Raw genomic sequence first — 19,076 nt, forward strand, 5'->3', positions numbered from 1 at the left:
ATGATGCGCTGGGTGTCGGCCTGCACCGTGGTCTTGGAGAACGGCGCCCGCGCCTTGGACTGCACCTCGCCGGCGAGTTGCTCGTCCTTCACCTTCTTGTTGCCCTCGAAGGCGACGCGGTTGATGACCTCGTTCTCCTCGACGCTCACCACCAGGCGACCGCCGCGGTTGGAGATCCGCACATCCGAGAACAGGCCCGTCGCGTACAGCGCCTTCAGGCCCTCGTCGATCTTCGCCGGCGTCAGCGGCGGCGTCCCGAAATACGAACGCACCGTCTCCGCATCTACGCGGCGGTTGCCCTCGACAATGATCGAATTCGCTGATGAGGTCGCCGCATTGCCGGCGCTCAATTGTGCCGATTGGGCATCCCATACGGCAATGATGGACATGAGGACCAGGGCGACGACAGCTTTATTCAAGATCGAAGGGATCACGCTCATCAACCACAATAAGAGCTCGTAAATGCGATAAATTACTATCGATTACCTATGCTCTACATGATCAAATACACACACATAGCCGCACCAACATGGACGACGACCATATTGGACATGCGACAGAAAAGGGTGGGCCGAGCAGTTCGACGGTTGTGCCACGCAGAACACTCGACCCCGATTTTAGTCGCGCTATGTGACGAATGACTCGGCACACCAAACATCTATGTATTTGAAATGTATATGTCGAGTTTCATAGTATTTCTGATTGTTTCTGAGTGTGTGCATCTTGTAATTATTGACGCATCGCAAGCTCTTTCACTTGGGCGAGATTGTCCTGAGCGCCTCGATATGCATCGATGGCGCCGCCTGATTTGCGCCTGATGGAGAAGCCGATGACGCCGCATCCAAACGCCGCCGCCCCCGCGCCGGCCCACCGTACTTCCCGGCCTGTTGCCTCCCGCCTGATCGCCTCCGCCGTGCTCGCCGCCGCCGCCTTCCTCGCCATGCCGGCCTCGGCCGCCCCGATCGCCGCGACGCTGCCCGCCCCCGACGCCCTCGTCACCAAGGTCGCCCAGGGCTGCGGCCCCGGCGCCTGGCGCGGCCCGTGGGGCGGCTGCCGCGACACGCCCTATACCGGCCCGCTGCCCGGCGGCGGCTATGCGGTGCCCCCCGGCGCCCCGGTCTATTACGGCAATGGCTGCCCTCCCGGCTGGTGGCGCGGACCCTGGGGCCACTGCCGCGACACGCCCTACCATGGCCGCCTGCCCGATGGCGGCTGGCAGTGAACCCGGCCTGAGCGGAGACCCATCATGACACGTATCCTTGCCCGCCTTTCCGGCCTCGCCCCGATGGCCGCCCTCGCCGTCACCGCCCTGCTGGCCGGCCCCGTCCTGGCGCAGACCACCCCGGCCGCCGACGCGCCGCCGCCGGTGGTCGACCTCTATACCGAGGCCGATGCCCAGGCGGTGCTCGACGCCCGGCTGATCGCATTGAAGACGGTGATCGGCCTCACCCCCGACCAGGCCAGGCTCTGGGACCCGGTGGAGGCCGCCATCCGCCAGGCGGCGAAGAACGGCGCCGCCCGCGCCGCCGCGCGCGCCACCGCCGAGCCGGCGACCGACTTCCTCGTGGTGCTGGAGCGTCTCGCCGACGCCGAAGCGGCGCGGGCGCAGGACCTCAAGACGGTGATCGCCGCCGCCAAGCCCCTGGTGGCCGCGCTGACGCCGGAGCAGAAGCGCCGCGTGCCGGGCTTCCTCGGCATGTCCGACCGCGCCGGCCAGCCGCAGCCGACACTGGAGCTGTGGATCTTCGAGGACGAGCAGGAGTGAAGCCAAGGGTCGAGCCCCGGCCCGACCCGCGCCCTGCCCCCAGAACCTTCCCTAGAGGCCGGCGGCATCCCCTGCCCCCGGCCTTGCATGATCGGACCTGCAAGCGCCTCTTTGGTCAAGTAAGAGGCTATCGGCCAGACAGGTAAATCGGAATAGTCACTCAAGCGGTCCTATTTCGAGGACCAAGCCGCCTCGCCACACAGAACAACATTGATACGCCCCACGGATCGCCGGAGACCGCAGATTATGGGGGAACAGGCAGAACCTGCGTTCCATACAATGCTTACGCATACGGAAGATCCGACAAGCCCGTGCCGCCGATAGCTTCGGACATACAAGGAAACGCGACCCCAATAACTCGTAACACTACTTCCGGCCAGGTCGCGGTAACCTACACCAGCCTGATGAGAGCGCAACCTCATCGGGTTTGGCTGGGACGCCGTACCCAAGACTCCAGCACCGGCGTCCCAGCTACCGCCTTGCCTGTCATCAGGAGCCACACCTACGCCCGGTGAAGGGTTGCCGCGCAGCATCCCAGAGGCTGCACGCGCCGTGGCCGGTGGCGGCAAAGCCGCGCTCGCTCATCCGCCGCCGCCTCCCTATCAGCCGGGATCTTGTGGCCGCGACCGCAACCAGCTCGCCCCTTCACCTCTCTCCGGCAGCAACGGGAGAGAGCGCTTCGATCGCAACTGTTGGTCCGCCCGACCAAGAATGGCTGTGCCGAGGCCTTCTCTTCCGCACACGATCCAGGGCGCATGAACGGAGGCAGAACTGCGGCCCGAGCCAGCATCGTCGAGCCGCAGCACAGAGACACGCACCTGCCGGGCCGGAGCGGAAGCTGCGCACGCCCACTTTAGATATCATCTAAACTATTGAATTTGCACAATTATTCATAGCCGCGCTACATATGGACCGAATGTCGTTGTCCATAGGGGCGAGCGCGCCGGCGAATGAGCACCATCTCCTTGCACAAGCTGCATCTGGCGGAGGAAGGCCGGCTGCGACGGTTTTTCCAACGCCGGCTGCGCAATCGCGAGGATGCCGCCGACGCGACGCAGGAGACCTTCCTGCGGATGCTGGATGTTCCCCCGACCACCATCATCGAGAATCCGCAGGCCTATCTCTTCCAGGTGGCGAAGTCGGTGGCGCGCACCGCGTCGGCCCGCCGGTCGGCGGAAGCCTCGCTCTTCGTGTCAGAGGACGCCGCCGCGACGGCGGCCGACGACACGCCGGGACAGGAGCGCATCCTCCTCGGCCGGCAGCAGCTGCTGCTGATGGCCAAGGCGATCGAGCAGTTGCCGAACCGCTGCCAGCAAGTGTTCATCCTCAGCCGCCTGCACGGTCTCGCCAATGGCGAGATCGCCGAGCTTCTGGGCATCTCACGCAACATGGTGGAGAAACATATCATCCGTGCCCTGCTGCATTGCCGGAAGGTTCGCGCCGAGATTTTCTCGTGAGCGACGTCAGGTCATAAGCTCCGGTCGACTCTAACTGAGTGAGAGCCGCGCGAGACCGTCGATGACAGGGCAGATCGGAGCGAGTGAAGACGATCACCGGGTGGAAGAGGCGGCCGGCTGGGTGGCGCGCCTGCAATCGCGCGATGCCACCGAGGAGGATCAGCGCGGTTTCCAGGACTGGTTGAAGCGCGACCCGGCCAATCAAGCCGCCTTCGAGGAGTTGCGTCTTCTCTGGGGCGAGCTTCAGGCGGTGCCGGTCCCGTCGGACCGGCTGAAGAAACTCCGCCGGCCGCGCGCGGCAATCATCGGCAACATCGTCGCGCTGGCGCTGATCGCCACGCTGGCGACCATCCTCTACCAGATGGGCGTCGTCGACCGGTTGCGGGCCGATCATTACACCTCCGTGGGAGAGGTAGCTCACTTTACCCTCGACGACGGCACACGCATCGATCTCAACACCGATAGCGCGGTGCGCGTGCTCTATTCGGCGACCGAGCGGCGCATCGAATTGCTGCGCGGCGAAGCTTTCTTCGAGGTGACCCACAATCCGGCGCGCCCGTTCGTCGTCGACGACGGCAGCCTTAGCGCCACTGCGCTAGGCACCCGCTATGGCGTCCGGCGGGACGAGAGCTTCGGTGGCGCCGCGCAGGTTGAGGAAGGCCGGGTCGAGGTCGCATCCGCTCATGCGCGGGTCGTGCTCGGGCCCGGCGAGATGGCGCGCCTTACCCGGGACGGCAAGCTGGATGTGGAAACCGGCGACGTGTCCGGCCGCTCCGCCTGGCGTGACGGCAAGCTGGTTTTCTCCGGCCAGCCGCTGCGCGACGTGCTGGAAATCCTCGAGCGCTACCGTCATGGCCGCATCGTCGTTCTCGATGACGCCGCCGCCAGCCTGAAGGTTTCCGGCATCTTCGACCTCCACGACACCGACGAGGCGCTGCATGTCCTCGAAACCAGCCTGCCGGTCGCGATCACCCACCTCACCGGGATGATCGTGATGGTGCGCTCCCGCTGAGCAAGATTTTTTTTCGCGAGGCGACGTCAGGAGGCATCCCCCGTTTCGACTCTAGCTCATCAGGAGGGCGCCGACGGGTGGCGGCGTTCGTTGTGCAACGGGTCTGGCAGGGGTCGACATGCGGGGGGAATTGGTGAGGGGCGTGCAGCGCACGCTCATGGGTGCGGGATTGGCCGGCGTGTCATGGCTGGCTTGCCTGTCGGCCTTGCAGGCGCAGAGCGCCACACCCGCAACGGCTGCCGCCATGGCGACGGTGTCCGTTCCCGCCGGTCCGCTGGAGGCCGGCCTGCTCAGCCTTGGGCGCCAGGCTAATCTCCGTCTGCTTTATCCGAGCACCCTCACGGTCGGCCGGCGGACAGCGGGGGTAAGCGGCCAGTTGACACCGGAGCAGGCGCTGGCGCGCCTGCTGGAAGGCACCGGGCTGAACTACAGCTTCACCGGTGCGACCACGGTGCGGATCTTCGATCCCTCGGCGCCCGAGGGCAGCGATGCGAGCGGGGCCGCAGCAGCCGGCATCGCCCTCGACACCATCACGGTCGACGGCCAGGGCGAACTTCCCCCGCCCTATGCCGGCGGACAGGTCGCCGTGGCCGGCCAGCTGGGCATACTCGGCAATCGCGACGTCATGGACACCCCGTTCAACGTCGTCACCTACACCTCCAAGACCATCGAGGACCAGCAGTCGCGCAGCGTCGCCGATGTGACGAAGAACGACCCCTCGGTGCGCACCACCTGGGCGGATGGCAGCTATTCCAACCAGTTCTTCATCCGCGGCTTTCCGCTCGCCAATGCCGACATTTCCATCAACGGGCTCTACGGCCTCGTGCCCTACCAGATGGCCGGGACGGCCTGGGTGGAACGGCTGGAAATCCTGAAGGGGCCGGGCTCGATGCTGACCGGCATGCCGCCGCAGGGCAGCATAGGCGGCACCATCAACCTCACCACCAAGCGGGCCAGCGACGACCCGCTGACGCAGTTCACCCTGGGCTACATCTCCGACAGCCAGTTCGGCGGCAAGATCGACGTATCCCGCCGCTTCGGCGACGAGAAGCAGCTCGGCGTGCGCATCAACGGCGCCTACACCAATGGCGACGCACCGGTCGACGGCCAGTCGAACGAACTCGGCGAGGCAGCTCTGGGGCTCGATTATCGCGGCGAGCGCGTGCGGCTCTCGGCCGACCTGATCTACCAGAAGAACTATGCCGACAACCCGGCCCGGCCGGTCTATCTACGGGCGGGCGCAGTCCCGGTGCCTGCGGCGCCGGACGCCTCCGCCAATCTCGGCCAGGACTGGTTCTATGCCGATGGCGAAGACCTGCTCGGCATCGTGCGCGGCGAAGTCGACATCACCGACAACGTCACCGCCTATGCCACGGTCGGCGCCCGGCGCAACGACTTCCTCGGCCTCTACAATTTCATCTACCTGACCAATCCGAAAGGCGACTTCGCCGCCAATGTCTATCTGCAGCCGAACTATGTCGACACGCTCACCGGCGAGGCCGGCGTGCGGACGAAATTCGACACCGGTCCGATCCGCCACGAGCTGAACGTCAGCGCCAGCGGCCTGCACAACGAGATGGGCGTGGTGGCTCCGGTGGTCGCGACCTATTCGTCGAACATCTATGCGCCCAGCTCCGTCGCCGAGCCCAATCTCAGCGGCTACGCGACCAGCGCGCCCAAGACCAGCGCCTCGACCCTGACCAGCTTCGCCGTAGCCGACAGCCTGTATGCGTTCGACGACCGCGTGCAGCTCATCCTCGGCGCCCGCTACCAGAATGTGGAGCAGCAGGGCTGGAGCGCGGCGACCGGGCTGCAAACCGCCGACTATGAGGAGAGCGCCGTCACGCCGGCGGTCGGCATCGTGCTGAAGCCGTGGCAGAACACCTCGCTCTACGCCAACTACATCGAGGGGCTGAGCCAGGGACCGGTGGCGCCGGCCGGCTCGGTCAATGTCGGACAGGCCTTCGCGCCCATCAAGTCGAAGCAGATGGAGGCCGGCGTAAAGGTCGATTTCGGCCAGATCACCACCACGGTGAGCGTCTTCCAGATCGAGCAGCCGAGTGGCGTTCTCGACGCGGCGAGCAACGTCTACGGCATTGACGGCGAGACCCGAAACCGCGGCGTCGAGATCAACGTGTTCGGCGAGATCACGCCGGCACTGCGGCTGCTGGGCGGCGTGGCCTTCATGGACGGCGTGCAGACCAAGACCGCCAACGGCACCTATGACGGCAAGGCCGCCGTCGGCGTGCCCGACGTACAGCTCAATCTCGGGGCGGAATGGGACACCCCCTTCATCGACGGGCTGACGCTGACCGGCCGGGTGATCTACACCTCCTCGCAATATGCCAGCGTCGACAACATCCAGAGTATCCCCGACTGGACCCGCGTCGACCTCGGCGGGCGCTACACCTTCGAGGGCGCCAATGGCAAGCCGGTGACGGTCCGCGCCATGCTGGAGAACGCTTTCGACGAGAGTTACTGGGCGGCGGCCTCGTCCTCCTTCGGTCTCGCTCGCGGCGCGCCGCGCACTTTCCTGCTGTCGACCACCTTCAATTTCTGACGCATGGCCCTCCCGCGGATGCACGCGCGCATGCCCTGGCGGATGGATCGTCGGCGCTTCCTCGCCGGCGCCGCCCTGTCCTGCGTACTCCGGTCACCAGCCCAGTCCGCTGGCGCGCCGCGCATCGCGTCGGCGGATTGGGCCGCGGCCGAATGCCTGCTGGCGCTCGACATCATCCCGGTCGCGGTGGCCGAAACCGCCCTCTACCGCCGCTGGCTTCCCCAACTCGCACTGCCGGCGACCGTGACCGATCTCGGCTCGCGGGCCGAACCCAATCTTGAGCTTCTCGCCGCGCTGGCTCCCGAGCGCATCTTCATCTCCAACTGGCAGATCGGCCTGACGCCGCTGCTCGAACGCATCGCGCCGGTGGAGAAAGTGGCGATCATCGACGGTCGCGGCGACGCGCTGGACAATGCCCGCGAGGCGCTGGTGCGGATCGGCGCGACGACCGGCCGGCAATCCCAGGCACGTGTCTATCTCGACGCCTTCGATGTCGCGCTCGCCGGTTCCGCCGGCCGGCTCGCCTCCGGCATCACACGGCCGGTCTATATCGGCGTGCTGCACGAGAACGGGACTCAGCTCTTCCTCTACGGGCAGGGCAGCTGGGTGCATGCGTTGATGCTGCGCCTCGGGCTTCGCAATGCGTTGAAGCGCCCGACATCCGCCTTCGGAAACGCATTGGTCGATCTGGCCCAGCTGGCCGAGAGCCCGGACGCCATCCTGCTCTATCTCGACCAGGGCGCGCGCACGCGGCGTGCCGAACGGGCACTCGCGGGCAGCACCCTCTGGCGGGAGTTGCCGATGGTGAAACAGCGGCGAACCCGTGCCATTCCACCCTTCTATGCCCTAGGCGGCCTGCCTTCCGTCCTGCGGACCCTCCATGTCATCGATGCCGCCCTCGGGGGCGAGCCAGGCCGCAGGCTCGATGGCTGACACCATCGCCGATCCGACACCACGCGGCTTCCCCATGTTGCCCGCCCTCGTGCTTGGGGGCGCACTGGCGGCAGGCGCACTGAGTTTCCATCACCTCTCCGCTATCCTGCCAGTCCATCTGTGGTGGCAGGCCCTCAGCGATCCCGGTGACAATGTGTCGATGCTGGTCTTCGCCGAGACGGCGGTCCCGCGGCTCGTCGTCTGCGGGCTCGTCGGTGCCCTGCTGGCTCTGGCCGGCACCCTGCTCCAAAGCGCGCTGCACAACCCGATGGCCGACACGACAACGCTCGGCACCGCGTCTGGGGCGTACCTCGCGCTGGCGACCGCAGAGATCTACGCGCCGGTACTGCTCGCCCATGGCCAGCAGTGGGTGGCGCTGGGTGGGGCCGCGATCGCCGGGATGCTGGTGCTCGCCATCGCCCGCGGGGCCGGCTTCGCGCCGGTGACCGTCATCCTCGCAGGTCTCACCCTGAACCTGCTGTGCGGCGCGCTGGGTGCGAGCCTCGCCATCCTGAACCATGAAACCCTCACCGCGCTCTTCGTCTGGCAGAGCGGCTCGCTCGCGCAGAATGGCTGGGGCAACGTCACGACCCTGACGCCCTGGCTCGCGCTGGCGGCGGTGCTCGGCGCCGTCATCCGGCGCCCCTTGGCGAGCCTGCAGTTGGGCGACCCGCATGCGCGCGCCGTCGGCATCCTTCCCTGGCGTGTCCGGCTGGTCGCGGGCGGCGTGGCGATCTCGCTCGGCGCCGTCGCGGTAAGTGCGGTGGGCGTGATCGGCTTCATCGGCCTCGCGGCTCCCCATCTCGCCCGCCTGCTCGGCGCGCGCACGCTCGGCAGGCGGATGATCTGGGCGTCCCTCATCGGCGCCGTGCTGCTCTGGTTGGTGGACGAAGCCGTACAGTCGTCGGGAGCGTTTCGCGGGACCATGCCGACCGGAAGCGCGGCGGCGCTGCTCGGCGCACCGCTGCTGCTCTGGATCATCCTGCGCCGGCGCGAGGCGACGGCCCCCCATCGATCCTTCAACGCGCCGGTCGACTGGCGGACGCACCGGCCGCGTCTCGTCATCATCCTGCTGGTTGCCGGCGTTTCGCTTTGCGGCTTACTCGCCCTCGGATTCGGGAAGGGAATGACGGGATGGGGGTTCATCGGCTGGAGCAGCGCCGGTGAGATCCTGCCCTGGCGCGCGCCGCGTGTGCTGGCGGCGCTGGGAGCCGGCGTGCTGCTGGCCATCGCCGGGGCGCTGATGCAGAGGATGACCGGCAATGTGATGGCAAGTCCAGAAGTGCTCGGCGTCTCCTCCGGTGCCGCGCTCGGCGTCATCGCCCTGCTGTTCATCGTTCCGGGCTTCGATCGCGTCACCCTGGTGCCGGCCGCCTTTCTCGGAGCGGTAGGCAGCCTGGCTCTGGTCGTCGCCTTCAACTGGCGTTCCGGCTTCGCGTCCAACCGCCTGCTGCTGACCGGAATGTCGCTCGCGACGCTGTTCAACAGCGTCGCGGCGCTGGTGCTGACGAGCGGCGATCCCCGCGCGGCGGCGCTGCTCGCCTGGATGTCCGGCTCCACCTATCGGGTGACGGTGGTGGACGCTCAGATCGTGCTTCTGCTCGCGGTCGCCTTGTTCGCGGCAGCCAGCCTGACCGTGCGATGGCTCGATCTGCTGCCGCTCGGTGGTGTGGCGCACGCGCTGGGGCTCGGCGTGACGTCGAGCCGGCTGACGCTGCTCGCCATCGCGGCGGCGGCGGCAGGCACGGCGACGCTGATCGTCGGCCCGTTGAGCTTCGTCGGCCTGATGGCACCGCAAATGGCGCGGCTCGCCGGCCTGCAGCGCCCGCTCGTCCATCTCGCCGGATCGGCGGTCATCGGCGGCGGCCTGCTGGTGATGGCCGACTGGCTCGGGCGCACGCTCCTGTTTCCCTGGCAGATTCCGGCCGGCCTCGTCAGTGCCGTGCTTGGAGCGCCGCTTTTCCTCCTCCTGTTGTGGATGCGTCGATGATGGTCTCGGATCGCCGGCTGATCAGCGAGGTCGTCCGGCTGCTGCGACCGTTCTGGCCGATCGCGGTGGGGGCCACGCTCGCCGGCCTTGCCAGCGGTCTTGCCACGGCATGGTTGCTGGCGACCATCAACGATGCCTTGCACGCGCCGGAAGGGGCGACACCGTCGCTGCTGACCGCCTTCGCCGGCCTGTGCCTGGTGGCGGTGCTCGGGGAGGTCGTCTCCGATCTCGGCAACAGCTTCGTCGGCCAGCAGGTGGTCGCCGGGCTGCGCAAGGACCTGACCGACCGCATCCTGACGGCACCGATCGCGCAGATCGAACGCTTCCGCTCCCATCGACTGGTCGCGACGCTCAATCACGACGTCGAAGTGGTCAGCGGCTTCACCTTCGCCTTCTCCAGCCTTGCGATCGCGCTGGCGATCACGGTGGGCGGCCTTTGCTATCTCGTCGTCCTATCGCCGGCCACGGCCCTGATCGCCGGCGGCGCGCTGGCGAGCGGCATCGCGCTGCATGCCCGGGCGCGCGGGCGGGGCCGGGCCGGTTTCGAAGCCGCGCGCGAACTGCAGGACGAACTCCAGCAGCACTATCGGGCGATCTCCGAGGGGGCGAAGGAACTGCGTATTCATCGCGGACGCCGCCTCCATATGCGCGATGTGCGGCTGGCGGGGACGATCGACCGCATCCGCGATCTGCGCGTCCAGGCCATGCGCATCTACATGTCCGCCAATGCCCTCGGCTCGGGACTGTTCTTCCTGGTCATCGGCCTGCTGCTTACCCTGCAGGCTGGCTTCCCCATGCCGGCCGAGACGCTGTCCGGCTTCGTGCTGGTGCTGCTCTATATAAAGGGCCCCTTGCAGCAACTGGTCGGCGCCTTGCCGGCGATCGGGCAGGCCCAGGTGGCGCTGCACAAGCTCGCGGCCCTCCGGGAGGCCTTCACCGATGCGGAAGGCGGGCTGCTCACGGGCGGCATCCCTCCCGTCCCGGCACCGCGCCGGATCGAACTGCACGGCGTCACCTATGCCTTCCGGCCCTTGGCGGATGAAGTCCCGGCCTTTGCGGTCGGCCCGCTGGATCTGACGATCCGTGCCGGCGACGTGGTTTTCATCGTGGGGGACAATGGCTCGGGCAAGACCACGCTGGTCAAGCTGCTGCTCGGCCTCTACGAGCCGCATGCCGGGACCATCCGGGTCAATGGAGTTGCCGTCACATCAGCGACGCGCGATGCCTATCGGCAGTTCTTCACCCCGGTATTCGTCGATTATTTCCTGTTCGAGGACCTCTCGCCGCGAACCGTACCGCCCGGGGAGGTGGATCGCCATCTCCAGCGATTGGAACTGGCCGACAAAGTGGCCGTCCATGACGGCCGCTTCACCACGACGGACCTGTCCACCGGTCAGCGCAAACGGCTGGCGCTGATCCAGGCCTATCTGGAAGAGCGCCCGGTCGTCGTCTTCGACGAATGGGCCGCCGACCAGGATCCGGCCTTTCGCCGGATCTTCTATGCGGAGATCCTTGCCGAACTGAAGGCCCAGGGAAAAACGCTGATCGTTATCAGCCACGACGACAGATATTTTCAGTACGCCGATCACGTGATCCGCATGGAAAATGGCGGGATTGTCGAGATCATCGATCCTCGACATCTCCCGCAAATGCCGCCCATGGATGACACGGCTGTCCGCCAACGGTGCCTGTAACCGTCTCGCGCCCGCATGAAGATCACAACGTCACCGCCATGCGCAGGCCGATCACACTGGCGTTCTTGATGGCGGACACCGGATTATCGGGATCGGCGGCATGGCCGCCCGGATGGAAGATGTACTGGAAGAAGGGCTGCACCGACAGCCAGGGCATGACCGCCGCCTGATAGGTGACCTCCAGCACCGCCTCATAGTCGGGCACGGGGCCGACCACGCCGGAATAGGCGTCGGTCGCCCTCGCGAGATCCGCAACGCTGCCACTCACATGCGCGTAGGCGAAGCCAACGCCGAGAATGTCGCTGTCCCGACCGGGCAACAGCCCGGTATAGGCGAGGCCGAAATCCACGTACCAGTTGATCTGGTTGCGGTCTGCCTGGGGAGTCACGGTTGCCCGCGCGAAGCCCGAGAGCCCCTGACCGTCCGCACCCGGCTCCGACCAGAGAGACTGATCGACCACAACATAGAAGGCGTAGTTGCCCTCCTCGCTCATCGGCGTTCCCGAAGATAGCGGGCTCGCGAGCGACACGCCGTTGCTGGCCATCGCGAGATCGTCGAAGCTTTCCGAATTGTACCAGGCGCCGATCTTGTAGGTTCCTGCAAGCGCATGGCGGTTCTTGCCCGGCGTGTAGGCATAGGTAAGTTCGGCGATGGCGAACACACCGCTGGCGGAAAAGGTCTTCGCGTCGGGATCGCCCTCGAAGATCGCCGCCTGCATCGTCCAGGCGGTGTCCGGCTTGACGATGATCTGGACGCCGGGGATGGCATTGGGATAGGCGGGCCCACCTCCGGGCATGTCCACCGCGAAACTGCCGGGAAAGCCGAAGGTCGAATTCACGAACACGCCGGCGGTCTCGCTGATGACGAAGTTCTGATCCGCAAGGATGCGTCCGACTTTCACGGCCAGTGCGTCGTCCAGCAGGCTCTGCTGGAACCACAGTTCGCCAAGATAGCCGCCGTCCGACGCCTCGACCGAGGTCACGGTGAGCAGATTGCCGATGTCGTATTGCGACAATCCGTGCCCCTGTATGGCATAGGCCGCGACATGGAAGCTGCCGCCCTTCCAGCCCATGAGCTTTTCGAGGTCGACATCGAGCTCCGGCATGAAAACGCCGTCATAGGCGGCGCCCTGCCGGATGCCCCCTGAAGGATTGCCAAGAAAATCGCTGGTCTGGGTCAGAGTGATCGTCACGCCCCTCTCCTCGAGCGTCTTCCTCGCGCCACCCCAATCGCCGGTGAGCGTTGAACGCGTGAGGATGTCATCCCAGTAGCTCCCTCCCGCCGCATCTGCCGCCAGACCTGCAACCGGGCCACCCAGGGCGAAGGCGATCAGCACCACGGCAGCGCCGGACACACCGATCAGTCCGTCGACAATGCGCGCACCCAGCCCTTGCGACCGAAAGCCTCGCCGAGATCGAAGCACCATGACCTGCCTTCCAATACGGGATGCGTACCGTCTCATAGCATCGCAGGGATCGTCCGCACACGCCGCCTCGCCGATGCGAGAATATAAATCTCATGTTAAAATGAGACATCGGCAATAAAATTGACAACAATCAAGTCTAATATTTCGAACAATGTAATTATTACAATTCATATAACGAACAGATCGTAGGTTATTATTTGATTTTATGTCTTGACCATGCTTCTATGCTGTTGCCTGCCGCAAACAACCCTTGCTGCGCGACCCACCCGCTCTGCAATCATACGATGCATCCTTCGATCCCAGGCGGGATCGAATACTGGGTCATGAGGAACGCAATGGTCAGCGACAAGCTGAAGGCCAAGCTCAACGAGCTGCTCAACGGCGAGATGGAGGCTCATCACATCTACACCCAGGCCGCCGCACGGTCTTCGGCAAACGCGTTCGAGGGAGCGACGAAATTCCTTCTCGGTCATGCCAAGGAAGAACTGAGCCACATGCTCAAATTCTTCGGCTTCCTTGACGACCTCGGCGCTGAAATCAGCCTGCACCGACCCGTTGGCCACCGACTAGGGTGACTGGAAGAGAATGCCAACAAGACGAGCGAGCTGATTTGCGGGCGATGCGAACCCTGGCAGAACTCGCACGCGAGGAACCGGCGGGTTGAGGGATATGAAGAGCGCGCAAGGCCGCAGCCTCTGGCGCGGCATCCTGTTCATGCTGATCGCCTCGGCCTGCGCGGCCTTGCTAGCAATTCTCACCGCCTACACCCGGTTCGTGCCTCCGGCGGTGGTCGCAAGCGCCCATATCGTGCTGCCGGTGCTGATTGTTTCCGTCATCGCCGACCGATCGGTCTGGACGGGGGTCCTGGCAGCCCTCGCTGCGCTTGGCCTTCATCCGCGCCTGCTGTGTGGCAGGAGGGCAAATCCTGCACGTGCTCGCCCTTTTCGAAGGCCAGCTCGCCAAGGTGGTCCTGCTGCACCACATCTCGCCGCTGCTCTTTCCGCTGCTGGCGTGGGTGTTGCTCGGCGAGAGGATGGGCCGGCTGACCATCGTCGGCCTCCTCTTCGGCTTCGCCGGCCTGCTCGTCGTCCTGCAGCCATGGGAGGGGGCCTCGCTGTCCCTAAGCTTCGCCACGATCGCCCCCCTGGCTTCCGGCGTGGCCGCGACGATCTCGAAGCTGCTGCTCTACAAGATCGCCCGCACCTACGATCAGAGCGCACGGACGACCTTTATCCAGACGTTCGGTCTCGCAGCGCTCCTGTCGCTCCCGCTCGCGGCCTACGCGATCCTCAATCCGGGAGAGACGCACCCGGCCCATGCCGCGCCGGATATGAGCGGCGAGCGATTGGTTACCGTCGCGCTCGTCGCCTTCGTCGCCATGGCGGTCGTCGCCATCGTCGACCAGCTCCTCACCGACCGCGCCTACCGGCTACTGCCGAATGCGGAACTGATCGGCCCCTTCATGTACATGGCCGTACTGTTCTCGATGCTGTTCGACTGGGTTTTCCTCGGGGCGTCCCGGGCACGCCGCTCCTCATCGGCGCCGCGCTGGTGGTCGTCGGCGCGACGCTCGCCATCACGTCCGCACGGGAGAGCTGGCAGGGTCGGCGCAACGCAGTGGCGCTCGTCGACTGACGCCCCAGCGGGCGGCATCGGCGGGGCAGATGGCCGCGCACAGGCCCGGATCGAGGCAACCCGAGGACCGATGCAACGGCTCCGCCTAGGTGATGCCCCGCAGCCGCTCGCTCCGCCGTCGGAGCAACTCGGCGGTCAGCAGCAGCGCCACCGCGAACACAATCAGCAGCGTCGCGGCGGCAAGGATGGTCGGGCTGATGTTTTCACGGATGCCGTCGAACATCTGGCGCGGCAGGGTGCGCTGCAACGGGCCGGTGAGAAACAGCGCCACCACCACTTCGTCGAAGGAGGTGACGAACGCGAACAGCGCGCCGGAGATGACGCCCGGCGCGATGACCGGCAGCGTCACGCGGCGAAACACGGTGAGCGGCGGGGCCCCGAGGCTCGCCGCCGCCCGCGCCAGATTGGCGTCGAAGCCCGTCAGCGTGGCGCCGACCGTGATCAGCACGAAGGGCGCACCAAGCGCCGCATGGGCGAGCCCAAGGCCGAGCAACGAGCTCGACAGGCCGAGCGGAGCGTAGAAGAAGTAGCTGCCCAGCGCGACGATGACGATCGGCACGATCATCGGCGAGATCAGCACGCCCATCAGCAACGCCTTGCCACGGAACGCGCTGCGGTGCAGCCCGACCGCCGCCAGCGTGCCGAGCACCACCGCGATCGAGGTGGCGATGACGCCGACGATGAGGCTGTTCAGTATCGCCCGTCCCCAGGCGGGGCTGGTCAACAGCGTCTCGTACCATTGCAGCGACACGCCGGGGATCGGCAGGCTGAGAAAGCTCGCCGAGGAGAAGGAGATCGGCACGATCACCAAAAGCGGCAATACGAGAAAGGCGAGCACCGCGATGCTCACGCTCCAGAGGACGATGCCGCGGATGCGCTCTCCCATGGCGTCACCCGAGCTTCATGCCGTCGGTGCCGACGACACGCGTATAGACGAAGTAGAGCGCGACGGTGATCACCAGCAGCACCGCACCGAGCGCCGCCGCCAGCCCCCAGTTCAGCGTCTGCAAGGTGAGGAAGGCGATCAGCGACGAGACCATCTGATCGTTGGCTCCGCCGATCAGCAGCGGCGTGATGTAGTAGCCGATGGCCAGGATGAAGACGAGCAGGCAGCCGGCGGTGACGCCCGGCAGCGACAGCGGGAAATAGACCCGTCGGAAGGCGGTCAGGAAGGGCGCGCCGAGCGAGGTCGCCGCCCGCATATAGTTGGACGGAATGCCCTTCATCACCGAATAGATCGGCAGCACCATGAAGGGCAGCAGCACATGCGTCATGGCGATGATCACCCCCGGCCGGTTGAACACCAGCTCCAGCGGCTGGTCGATCAACCCGAGCCATTGCAGTGTCTGGTTGATCGGCCCTTCGCGCTGCAGGATCACCAGCCAGCTTGCGGTGCGCACCAGGAGCGAGGTCCAGAACGGCAGCAGGACGAGGATCATCATGAGGTTGGCGGTGGATTCGGGCAGCGTCGCCAACCGGTAGGCCAGCGGATAGGCCAGCACCAGGCAGATCAGCGTGACGATGGCGCTGATCTCCAGCGTACGCAGCAGCGAGGCGACATAGACCGCCCGGTTCGGGTCGGTGGCCTGTATATGGTCGTTATCGTCGCGCCGGTGGTCGAGGGCGGCGAGCAGATAGCCGTCGGTCAGCCGTGTCGAGGCGCGCCCCAGCGCCGCCCAGATGGCGAGCTCTCCCCACTGCGGGTTGAGGCCGACCAGCGTATCGCGCCAGCTGCCGGCCGGTGCTTCGGGCAGCCGGCGGGCTGTGGCCATCAGTAGCGAACGATAGCCGGCATTCTCGAAGTTCAGCCGGGTGGCGAGCTCCGGCAAGGTGCGGTTCTGCGAAGCGGCGCGCAGCTCCCCGGCGAGAGCGGCGAACGCCGCCTCGTCGGGAAGATCGCGGGCGTCGCTTGCGCGCCAGGGCTGCAGCAGCGCGGAGGTCTGAGGCAGGATGTCCGGCATCGGGCCGTTCTGCACGCTCTTCACCAGCATGCCGGCGATGGGCAGCAGGAAGAAGACGAGCGTGAAGAGGATGAGCGGCAGGGTAAGCCCCAGCCCGCGCAACGTGCGCCGACGCTCCGTGCGCCGCAAAGCGGCACGCAGATCCCGGGTTTCGTCCGCCGCCATCGTGGTCATCCCGACTTCGACCCCGCCGATCGGCTCACTGCGCCGCCCAGGCGTTGAACCGCTCGTTCAGCGCTTCGATGTTGTCGACCCAGAAGGTGGTGTCGAAGGCAAAGCCCTGCTCGATCACGCCCGGCGCGGTCGGCAGGTAGGGGAGCACATTCGGCGCGATCTGGCTGGTCGAATCCTTCAGCGTCGGGCCATAAGCGAGCACGTTGGCCACGTCCTGCTGGCGCGCCGAGGTCTGGATGAACTTCAGGAAGCCCTCAGCCTGATCCTTGTTCGGCGAATTGGCAAGGATCGCCCAGCTGTCGACCTGGTAGATGAAGCCGGCCGACCAAGCGAGGGCGAAGTTGGTCTTGTCGGCATTGTTCACGGCGAAGATGCGCCCGTTATAGACGCTGGTCATCACCACTTCGCCGGACTGCAGCAGTTGCACCGGCTGCGAGCCGGCCTCCCACCAGACGATGTCCTTCTTGATGGTGTCCAGCTTCTTGAACGCCCGGTCGACGCCTTCCTTGGTCGCCAGCAGCTTGTAGATGTCGCCCGCCGGCACGCCGTCGGCCAACAGCGCGAATTCCAGCGACTGGCGCGGGCCACGGCGCAGCGAGCGCTTGCCGGGGAACTTCTTGGTATCGAAGAAATCCGCCCAGCTCTTCGGGCCGTTCTCGCCAAGCTTCGCCTTGTCATAGGCGAGCGCGGTCGACCAGACGAAAGTGCCGGTACCGCATTCATTGGTCATGCCGGGAAGATACTGCTCCTGGCCACCGAGCTTCGACCAGTCGAGCTTGGCATAGATGCCTTCCTCGCAGCCGAGCACGAGTTCGTCCGCCTCGACCTGCACCACGTCCCAGGTGGAATCGCCCTGCGCCTTGGTACGCAGCACGCCGATGCCGCCGTTCCAGCTGTCCTGCACCAGCTTGTTGCCGGTGTCCTTCACATAGGGCTGGAACATCGCCTTGTCCTGCGCCGCCTGGGCGGTACCGCCCCAGCCCACCACGGTGAGGTCGCGCGCCATTGCCGCGCCGGCCGCCATGGTGAGGCCGACGCTGAGGCCGGCGGCAAGGATCAGTCGTCCCATCGTCTTGGTCATCGTCGTTCCCTCTCTTGTTCTCGGAAGGGCGAACAGCGCTTCCGTTGGTCGTTCAGCGCTTGGGCGCGTCGAGCGCCAGGCAATCGGCGGCGTTGAAGCCGATCCGCAGTTCCTGGCCGGCGGCGAAACTTCGGCCGCCTTCGGCGTTCGGCACCTTGGCGATGAAGTCGCTGGCATTCATGGTCGACAGCCGGAGCCGGAGATGATCGCCATGATAGATCACCTCCTCCACGCGGGCCGGCATCACATTCGGGTAAGCCGCGTCGCCCTCGACGATCCGCACCCGCTCAGGACGGATGGAGACGAGCTTGCGTGCGCCCACCCCCTGCTCGCCGATCGCCTCGCAGCGCAGTGTGCCGCCGGCGGTCTCGATCTCGCAGATGCCGCCCGACAGGCTTTTCAGCGTGCCGCCTATGGCGTTGTTCTCGCCGATGAAGCTGGCGACGAAGGCGTTCTGCGGACGCTCATAGAGCTCCTTGGGCGTCGAGAGCTGCTGGATGCGCCCCTCGTTGAACACCGCCACCCGGTCGGACATGGTCAGCGCCTCGCCCTGGTCATGGGTGACATAGACGATGGTCACGCCAAGGCGCTCGTGCAGGTGCTTGATCTCGTACTGCATGGCTTCGCGCAGCTGCTTGTCGAGGGCGCCGAGCGGCTCATCCATGAGGATGAGCACCGGCTCGAACACCAGCGCGCGGGCGAGCGCCACGCGCTGCTGCTGTCCGCCCGAGAGCTGGCCCGGCTTGCGGTCGGCGAGATGGGCGAGATGCACCATGCCGAGCGCCGCCCGCGCCCGCCGGTCGGCGTCTGCTGCGGAGACCTGCCGCACGCTGAGCGGAAAGGCGACATTCTCCAGCACCGTCATGTGCGGGAACAGCGCGTAGTTCTGGAAAACCACGCCGATGTCGCGCTTGTGCGGGGGCACCCCGTCGATCGGCCGACCGCCGAGAGTGATGCGGCCGGAGGTCGGGTGCTCGAAGCCGGCCAGCATCATCAGGCAGGTGGTCTTGCCCGAGCCGGAGGGGCCGAGCATGGTGAGGAACTCGCCCTTGGCAATGTTGAGGTCGAGGTCCGAGACGACGAGCGTGCGCCCGTCATAGGTCTTGCGGACCTTCTCGAAGGTAACGAAGGCGTCTTGCGTCGCGGTCATGCACTCCCGCCGATCTTGCGATCTCGTTCACCGGCCACGGTAGCGGAAGTGAGCACCGCTGGGCAGTCCTTTTTGGCCGGCTTCCCCGGATGGAATCGGCAGCCCGGGGCGACGGGGCCGAGCGGGGTTTCCGGCGGCCTCGAAAGCGCGACACAACAGGCCCCCCGCATGGAAGCGCCGAATCTGGGCCCAATGGAGCAACATCGACGTTTGGACGCCGATTGCCAGATCCGGCGCA

At 66.1% G+C, this 19,076-nt stretch carries 15 protein-coding genes and 1 pseudogene; 10 read left to right on the forward strand and 6 right to left on the reverse strand.

Going from position 1 to position 19,076, the window contains the following annotated elements:
* The coding region (locus LGR54_RS08355) for a POTRA domain-containing protein (RefSeq protein ID WP_304512000.1) at nt 1–389 on the reverse strand (389 nt) is incomplete at its 3' end.
* 551 nt (nt 390–940) lie between these two features.
* On the opposite strand from LGR54_RS08355, the gene LGR54_RS08360 reads away from it, so the two are divergent.
* The 8 genes from LGR54_RS08360 to LGR54_RS08395 all read left to right on the forward strand — a co-directional run bounded on the left by LGR54_RS08360 (nt 941) and on the right by LGR54_RS08395 (nt 11,411).
* On the forward strand, nt 941–1,222 hold the full coding sequence (locus LGR54_RS08360; protein WP_370638183.1) for a GCG_CRPN prefix-to-repeats domain-containing protein: 282 nt from the start codon (nt 941–943) through the stop codon (nt 1,220–1,222).
* 24 nt (nt 1,223–1,246) lie between these two features.
* Nucleotides 1,247–1,765: a Spy/CpxP family protein refolding chaperone gene (locus LGR54_RS08365; protein ID WP_230361515.1), complete on the forward strand. Its 519-nt coding sequence runs from the start codon at nt 1,247–1,249 to the stop codon at nt 1,763–1,765.
* Between the two features lie 950 nt (nt 1,766–2,715).
* A complete protein-coding gene (locus LGR54_RS08370) occupies nt 2,716–3,222 on the forward strand; it encodes an RNA polymerase sigma factor (protein ID WP_230361516.1) in 507 nt (168 codons plus the stop codon).
* 61 nt (nt 3,223–3,283) lie between these two features.
* The gene (locus LGR54_RS08375; protein ID WP_230361517.1) at nt 3,284–4,234 is read left to right on the forward strand and encodes a FecR family protein; all 951 of its coding nucleotides are present in this window, start codon (nt 3,284–3,286) and stop codon (nt 4,232–4,234) included.
* Between the two features lie 142 nt (nt 4,235–4,376).
* Entirely contained in the window at nt 4,377–6,794 is a 2,418-nt protein-coding gene (locus tag LGR54_RS08380) for a TonB-dependent receptor (RefSeq protein ID WP_230361518.1), read from the forward strand.
* Nucleotides 6,795–6,824: 30 nt separating this feature from the next.
* Nucleotides 6,825–7,727, forward strand: coding sequence for an ABC transporter substrate-binding protein (locus LGR54_RS08385; protein WP_230361519.1), 903 nt, complete (start codon nt 6,825–6,827; stop codon nt 7,725–7,727).
* Nucleotides 7,720–9,717, forward strand: coding sequence for a Fe(3+)-hydroxamate ABC transporter permease FhuB (gene fhuB / locus LGR54_RS08390; RefSeq protein ID WP_230361520.1), 1,998 nt, complete (start codon nt 7,720–7,722; stop codon nt 9,715–9,717). The genes LGR54_RS08385 and fhuB overlap by 8 nt, the downstream gene beginning before the upstream one ends.
* A complete protein-coding gene (locus tag LGR54_RS08395) occupies nt 9,714–11,411 on the forward strand; it encodes a cyclic peptide export ABC transporter (protein WP_230361521.1) in 1,698 nt (565 codons plus the stop codon). Before fhuB ends, LGR54_RS08395 begins: the two co-directional genes overlap by 4 nt.
* Nucleotides 11,412–11,433: 22 nt before the next feature.
* On the opposite strand, the gene LGR54_RS08400 is transcribed toward LGR54_RS08395, so the two are convergent.
* Nucleotides 11,434–12,750: a carbohydrate porin gene (locus tag LGR54_RS08400; protein ID WP_230361522.1), complete on the reverse strand. Its 1,317-nt coding sequence runs from the start codon at nt 12,748–12,750 to the stop codon at nt 11,434–11,436.
* Nucleotides 12,751–13,172: 422 nt separating this feature from the next.
* Here LGR54_RS08400 and LGR54_RS08405 point away from each other — a divergent pair, with 422 nt between their 5' ends.
* Together LGR54_RS08405 and LGR54_RS26005 are read left to right on the forward strand one after the other, a co-directional pair.
* Entirely contained in the window at nt 13,173–13,412 is a 240-nt protein-coding gene (locus LGR54_RS08405) for a ferritin-like domain-containing protein (protein WP_230361523.1), read from the forward strand.
* Between the two features lie 248 nt (nt 13,413–13,660).
* Nucleotides 13,661–13,918 (forward strand): annotated as a pseudogene (locus tag LGR54_RS26005) (EamA family transporter); the annotation flags it as partial.
* A 639-nt stretch (nt 13,919–14,557) separates the two neighbouring features.
* Here the strand turns inward: LGR54_RS26005 and LGR54_RS08410 are convergent.
* The 4 genes from LGR54_RS08410 to LGR54_RS08425 are packed head-to-tail and all read right to left on the reverse strand — an operon-like array spanning nt 14,558 to nt 18,838.
* Entirely contained in the window at nt 14,558–15,358 is an 801-nt protein-coding gene (locus tag LGR54_RS08410) for an ABC transporter permease (RefSeq protein WP_230361524.1), read from the reverse strand.
* 4 nt (nt 15,359–15,362) lie between these two features.
* Nucleotides 15,363–16,607, reverse strand: a complete 1,245-nt coding sequence (locus tag LGR54_RS08415) for an ABC transporter permease (RefSeq protein WP_230361525.1) — start codon at nt 16,605–16,607, stop codon at nt 15,363–15,365.
* A gap of 25 nt (nt 16,608–16,632) precedes the next feature.
* Nucleotides 16,633–17,688, reverse strand: coding sequence for an ABC transporter substrate-binding protein (locus tag LGR54_RS08420; RefSeq protein WP_230361526.1), 1,056 nt, complete (start codon nt 17,686–17,688; stop codon nt 16,633–16,635).
* Nucleotides 17,689–17,740: 52 nt separating this feature from the next.
* Nucleotides 17,741–18,838, reverse strand: a complete 1,098-nt coding sequence (locus tag LGR54_RS08425) for an ABC transporter ATP-binding protein (RefSeq protein WP_230361527.1) — start codon at nt 18,836–18,838, stop codon at nt 17,741–17,743.
* Nucleotides 18,839–19,076 lie beyond the last annotated feature (238 nt).

Origin of the sequence: Ancylobacter sp. Lp-2 (assembly GCF_020523795.1) — a bacterium.
Classification (GTDB): Bacteria; Pseudomonadota; Alphaproteobacteria; order Rhizobiales; family Xanthobacteraceae; genus Ancylobacter.

Excerpts from the sequence above, each read along its gene's own strand:
- LGR54_RS08365 (WP_230361515.1), top strand. The coding sequence starts at position 1,247 with ATGACACGTATCCTTGCCCGCCTTTCCGGCCTCGCCCCGATGGCCGCC.
- LGR54_RS08395 (WP_230361521.1), top strand. The coding sequence starts at position 9,714 with ATGATGGTCTCGGATCGCCGGCTGATCAGCGAGGTCGTCCGGCTGCTG.
- LGR54_RS08425 (WP_230361527.1), bottom strand. The coding sequence starts at position 18,838 with ATGACCGCGACGCAAGACGCCTTCGTTACCTTCGAGAAGGTCCGCAAG.
- LGR54_RS08405 (WP_230361523.1), top strand. The coding sequence starts at position 13,173 with ATGGTCAGCGACAAGCTGAAGGCCAAGCTCAACGAGCTGCTCAACGGC.
- LGR54_RS08410 (WP_230361524.1), bottom strand. The coding sequence starts at position 15,358 with ATGGGAGAGCGCATCCGCGGCATCGTCCTCTGGAGCGTGAGCATCGCG.
- LGR54_RS08370 (WP_230361516.1), top strand. The coding sequence starts at position 2,716 with ATGAGCACCATCTCCTTGCACAAGCTGCATCTGGCGGAGGAAGGCCGG.
- LGR54_RS08415 (WP_230361525.1), bottom strand. The coding sequence starts at position 16,607 with ATGACCACGATGGCGGCGGACGAAACCCGGGATCTGCGTGCCGCTTTG.
- LGR54_RS08385 (WP_230361519.1), top strand. The coding sequence starts at position 6,825 with ATGCCCTGGCGGATGGATCGTCGGCGCTTCCTCGCCGGCGCCGCCCTG.
- LGR54_RS08360 (WP_370638183.1), top strand. The coding sequence starts at position 941 with ATGCCGGCCTCGGCCGCCCCGATCGCCGCGACGCTGCCCGCCCCCGAC.
- fhuB (WP_230361520.1), top strand. The coding sequence starts at position 7,720 with ATGGCTGACACCATCGCCGATCCGACACCACGCGGCTTCCCCATGTTG.
- LGR54_RS08375 (WP_230361517.1), top strand. The coding sequence starts at position 3,284 with ATGACAGGGCAGATCGGAGCGAGTGAAGACGATCACCGGGTGGAAGAG.
- LGR54_RS08420 (WP_230361526.1), bottom strand. The coding sequence starts at position 17,688 with ATGACCAAGACGATGGGACGACTGATCCTTGCCGCCGGCCTCAGCGTC.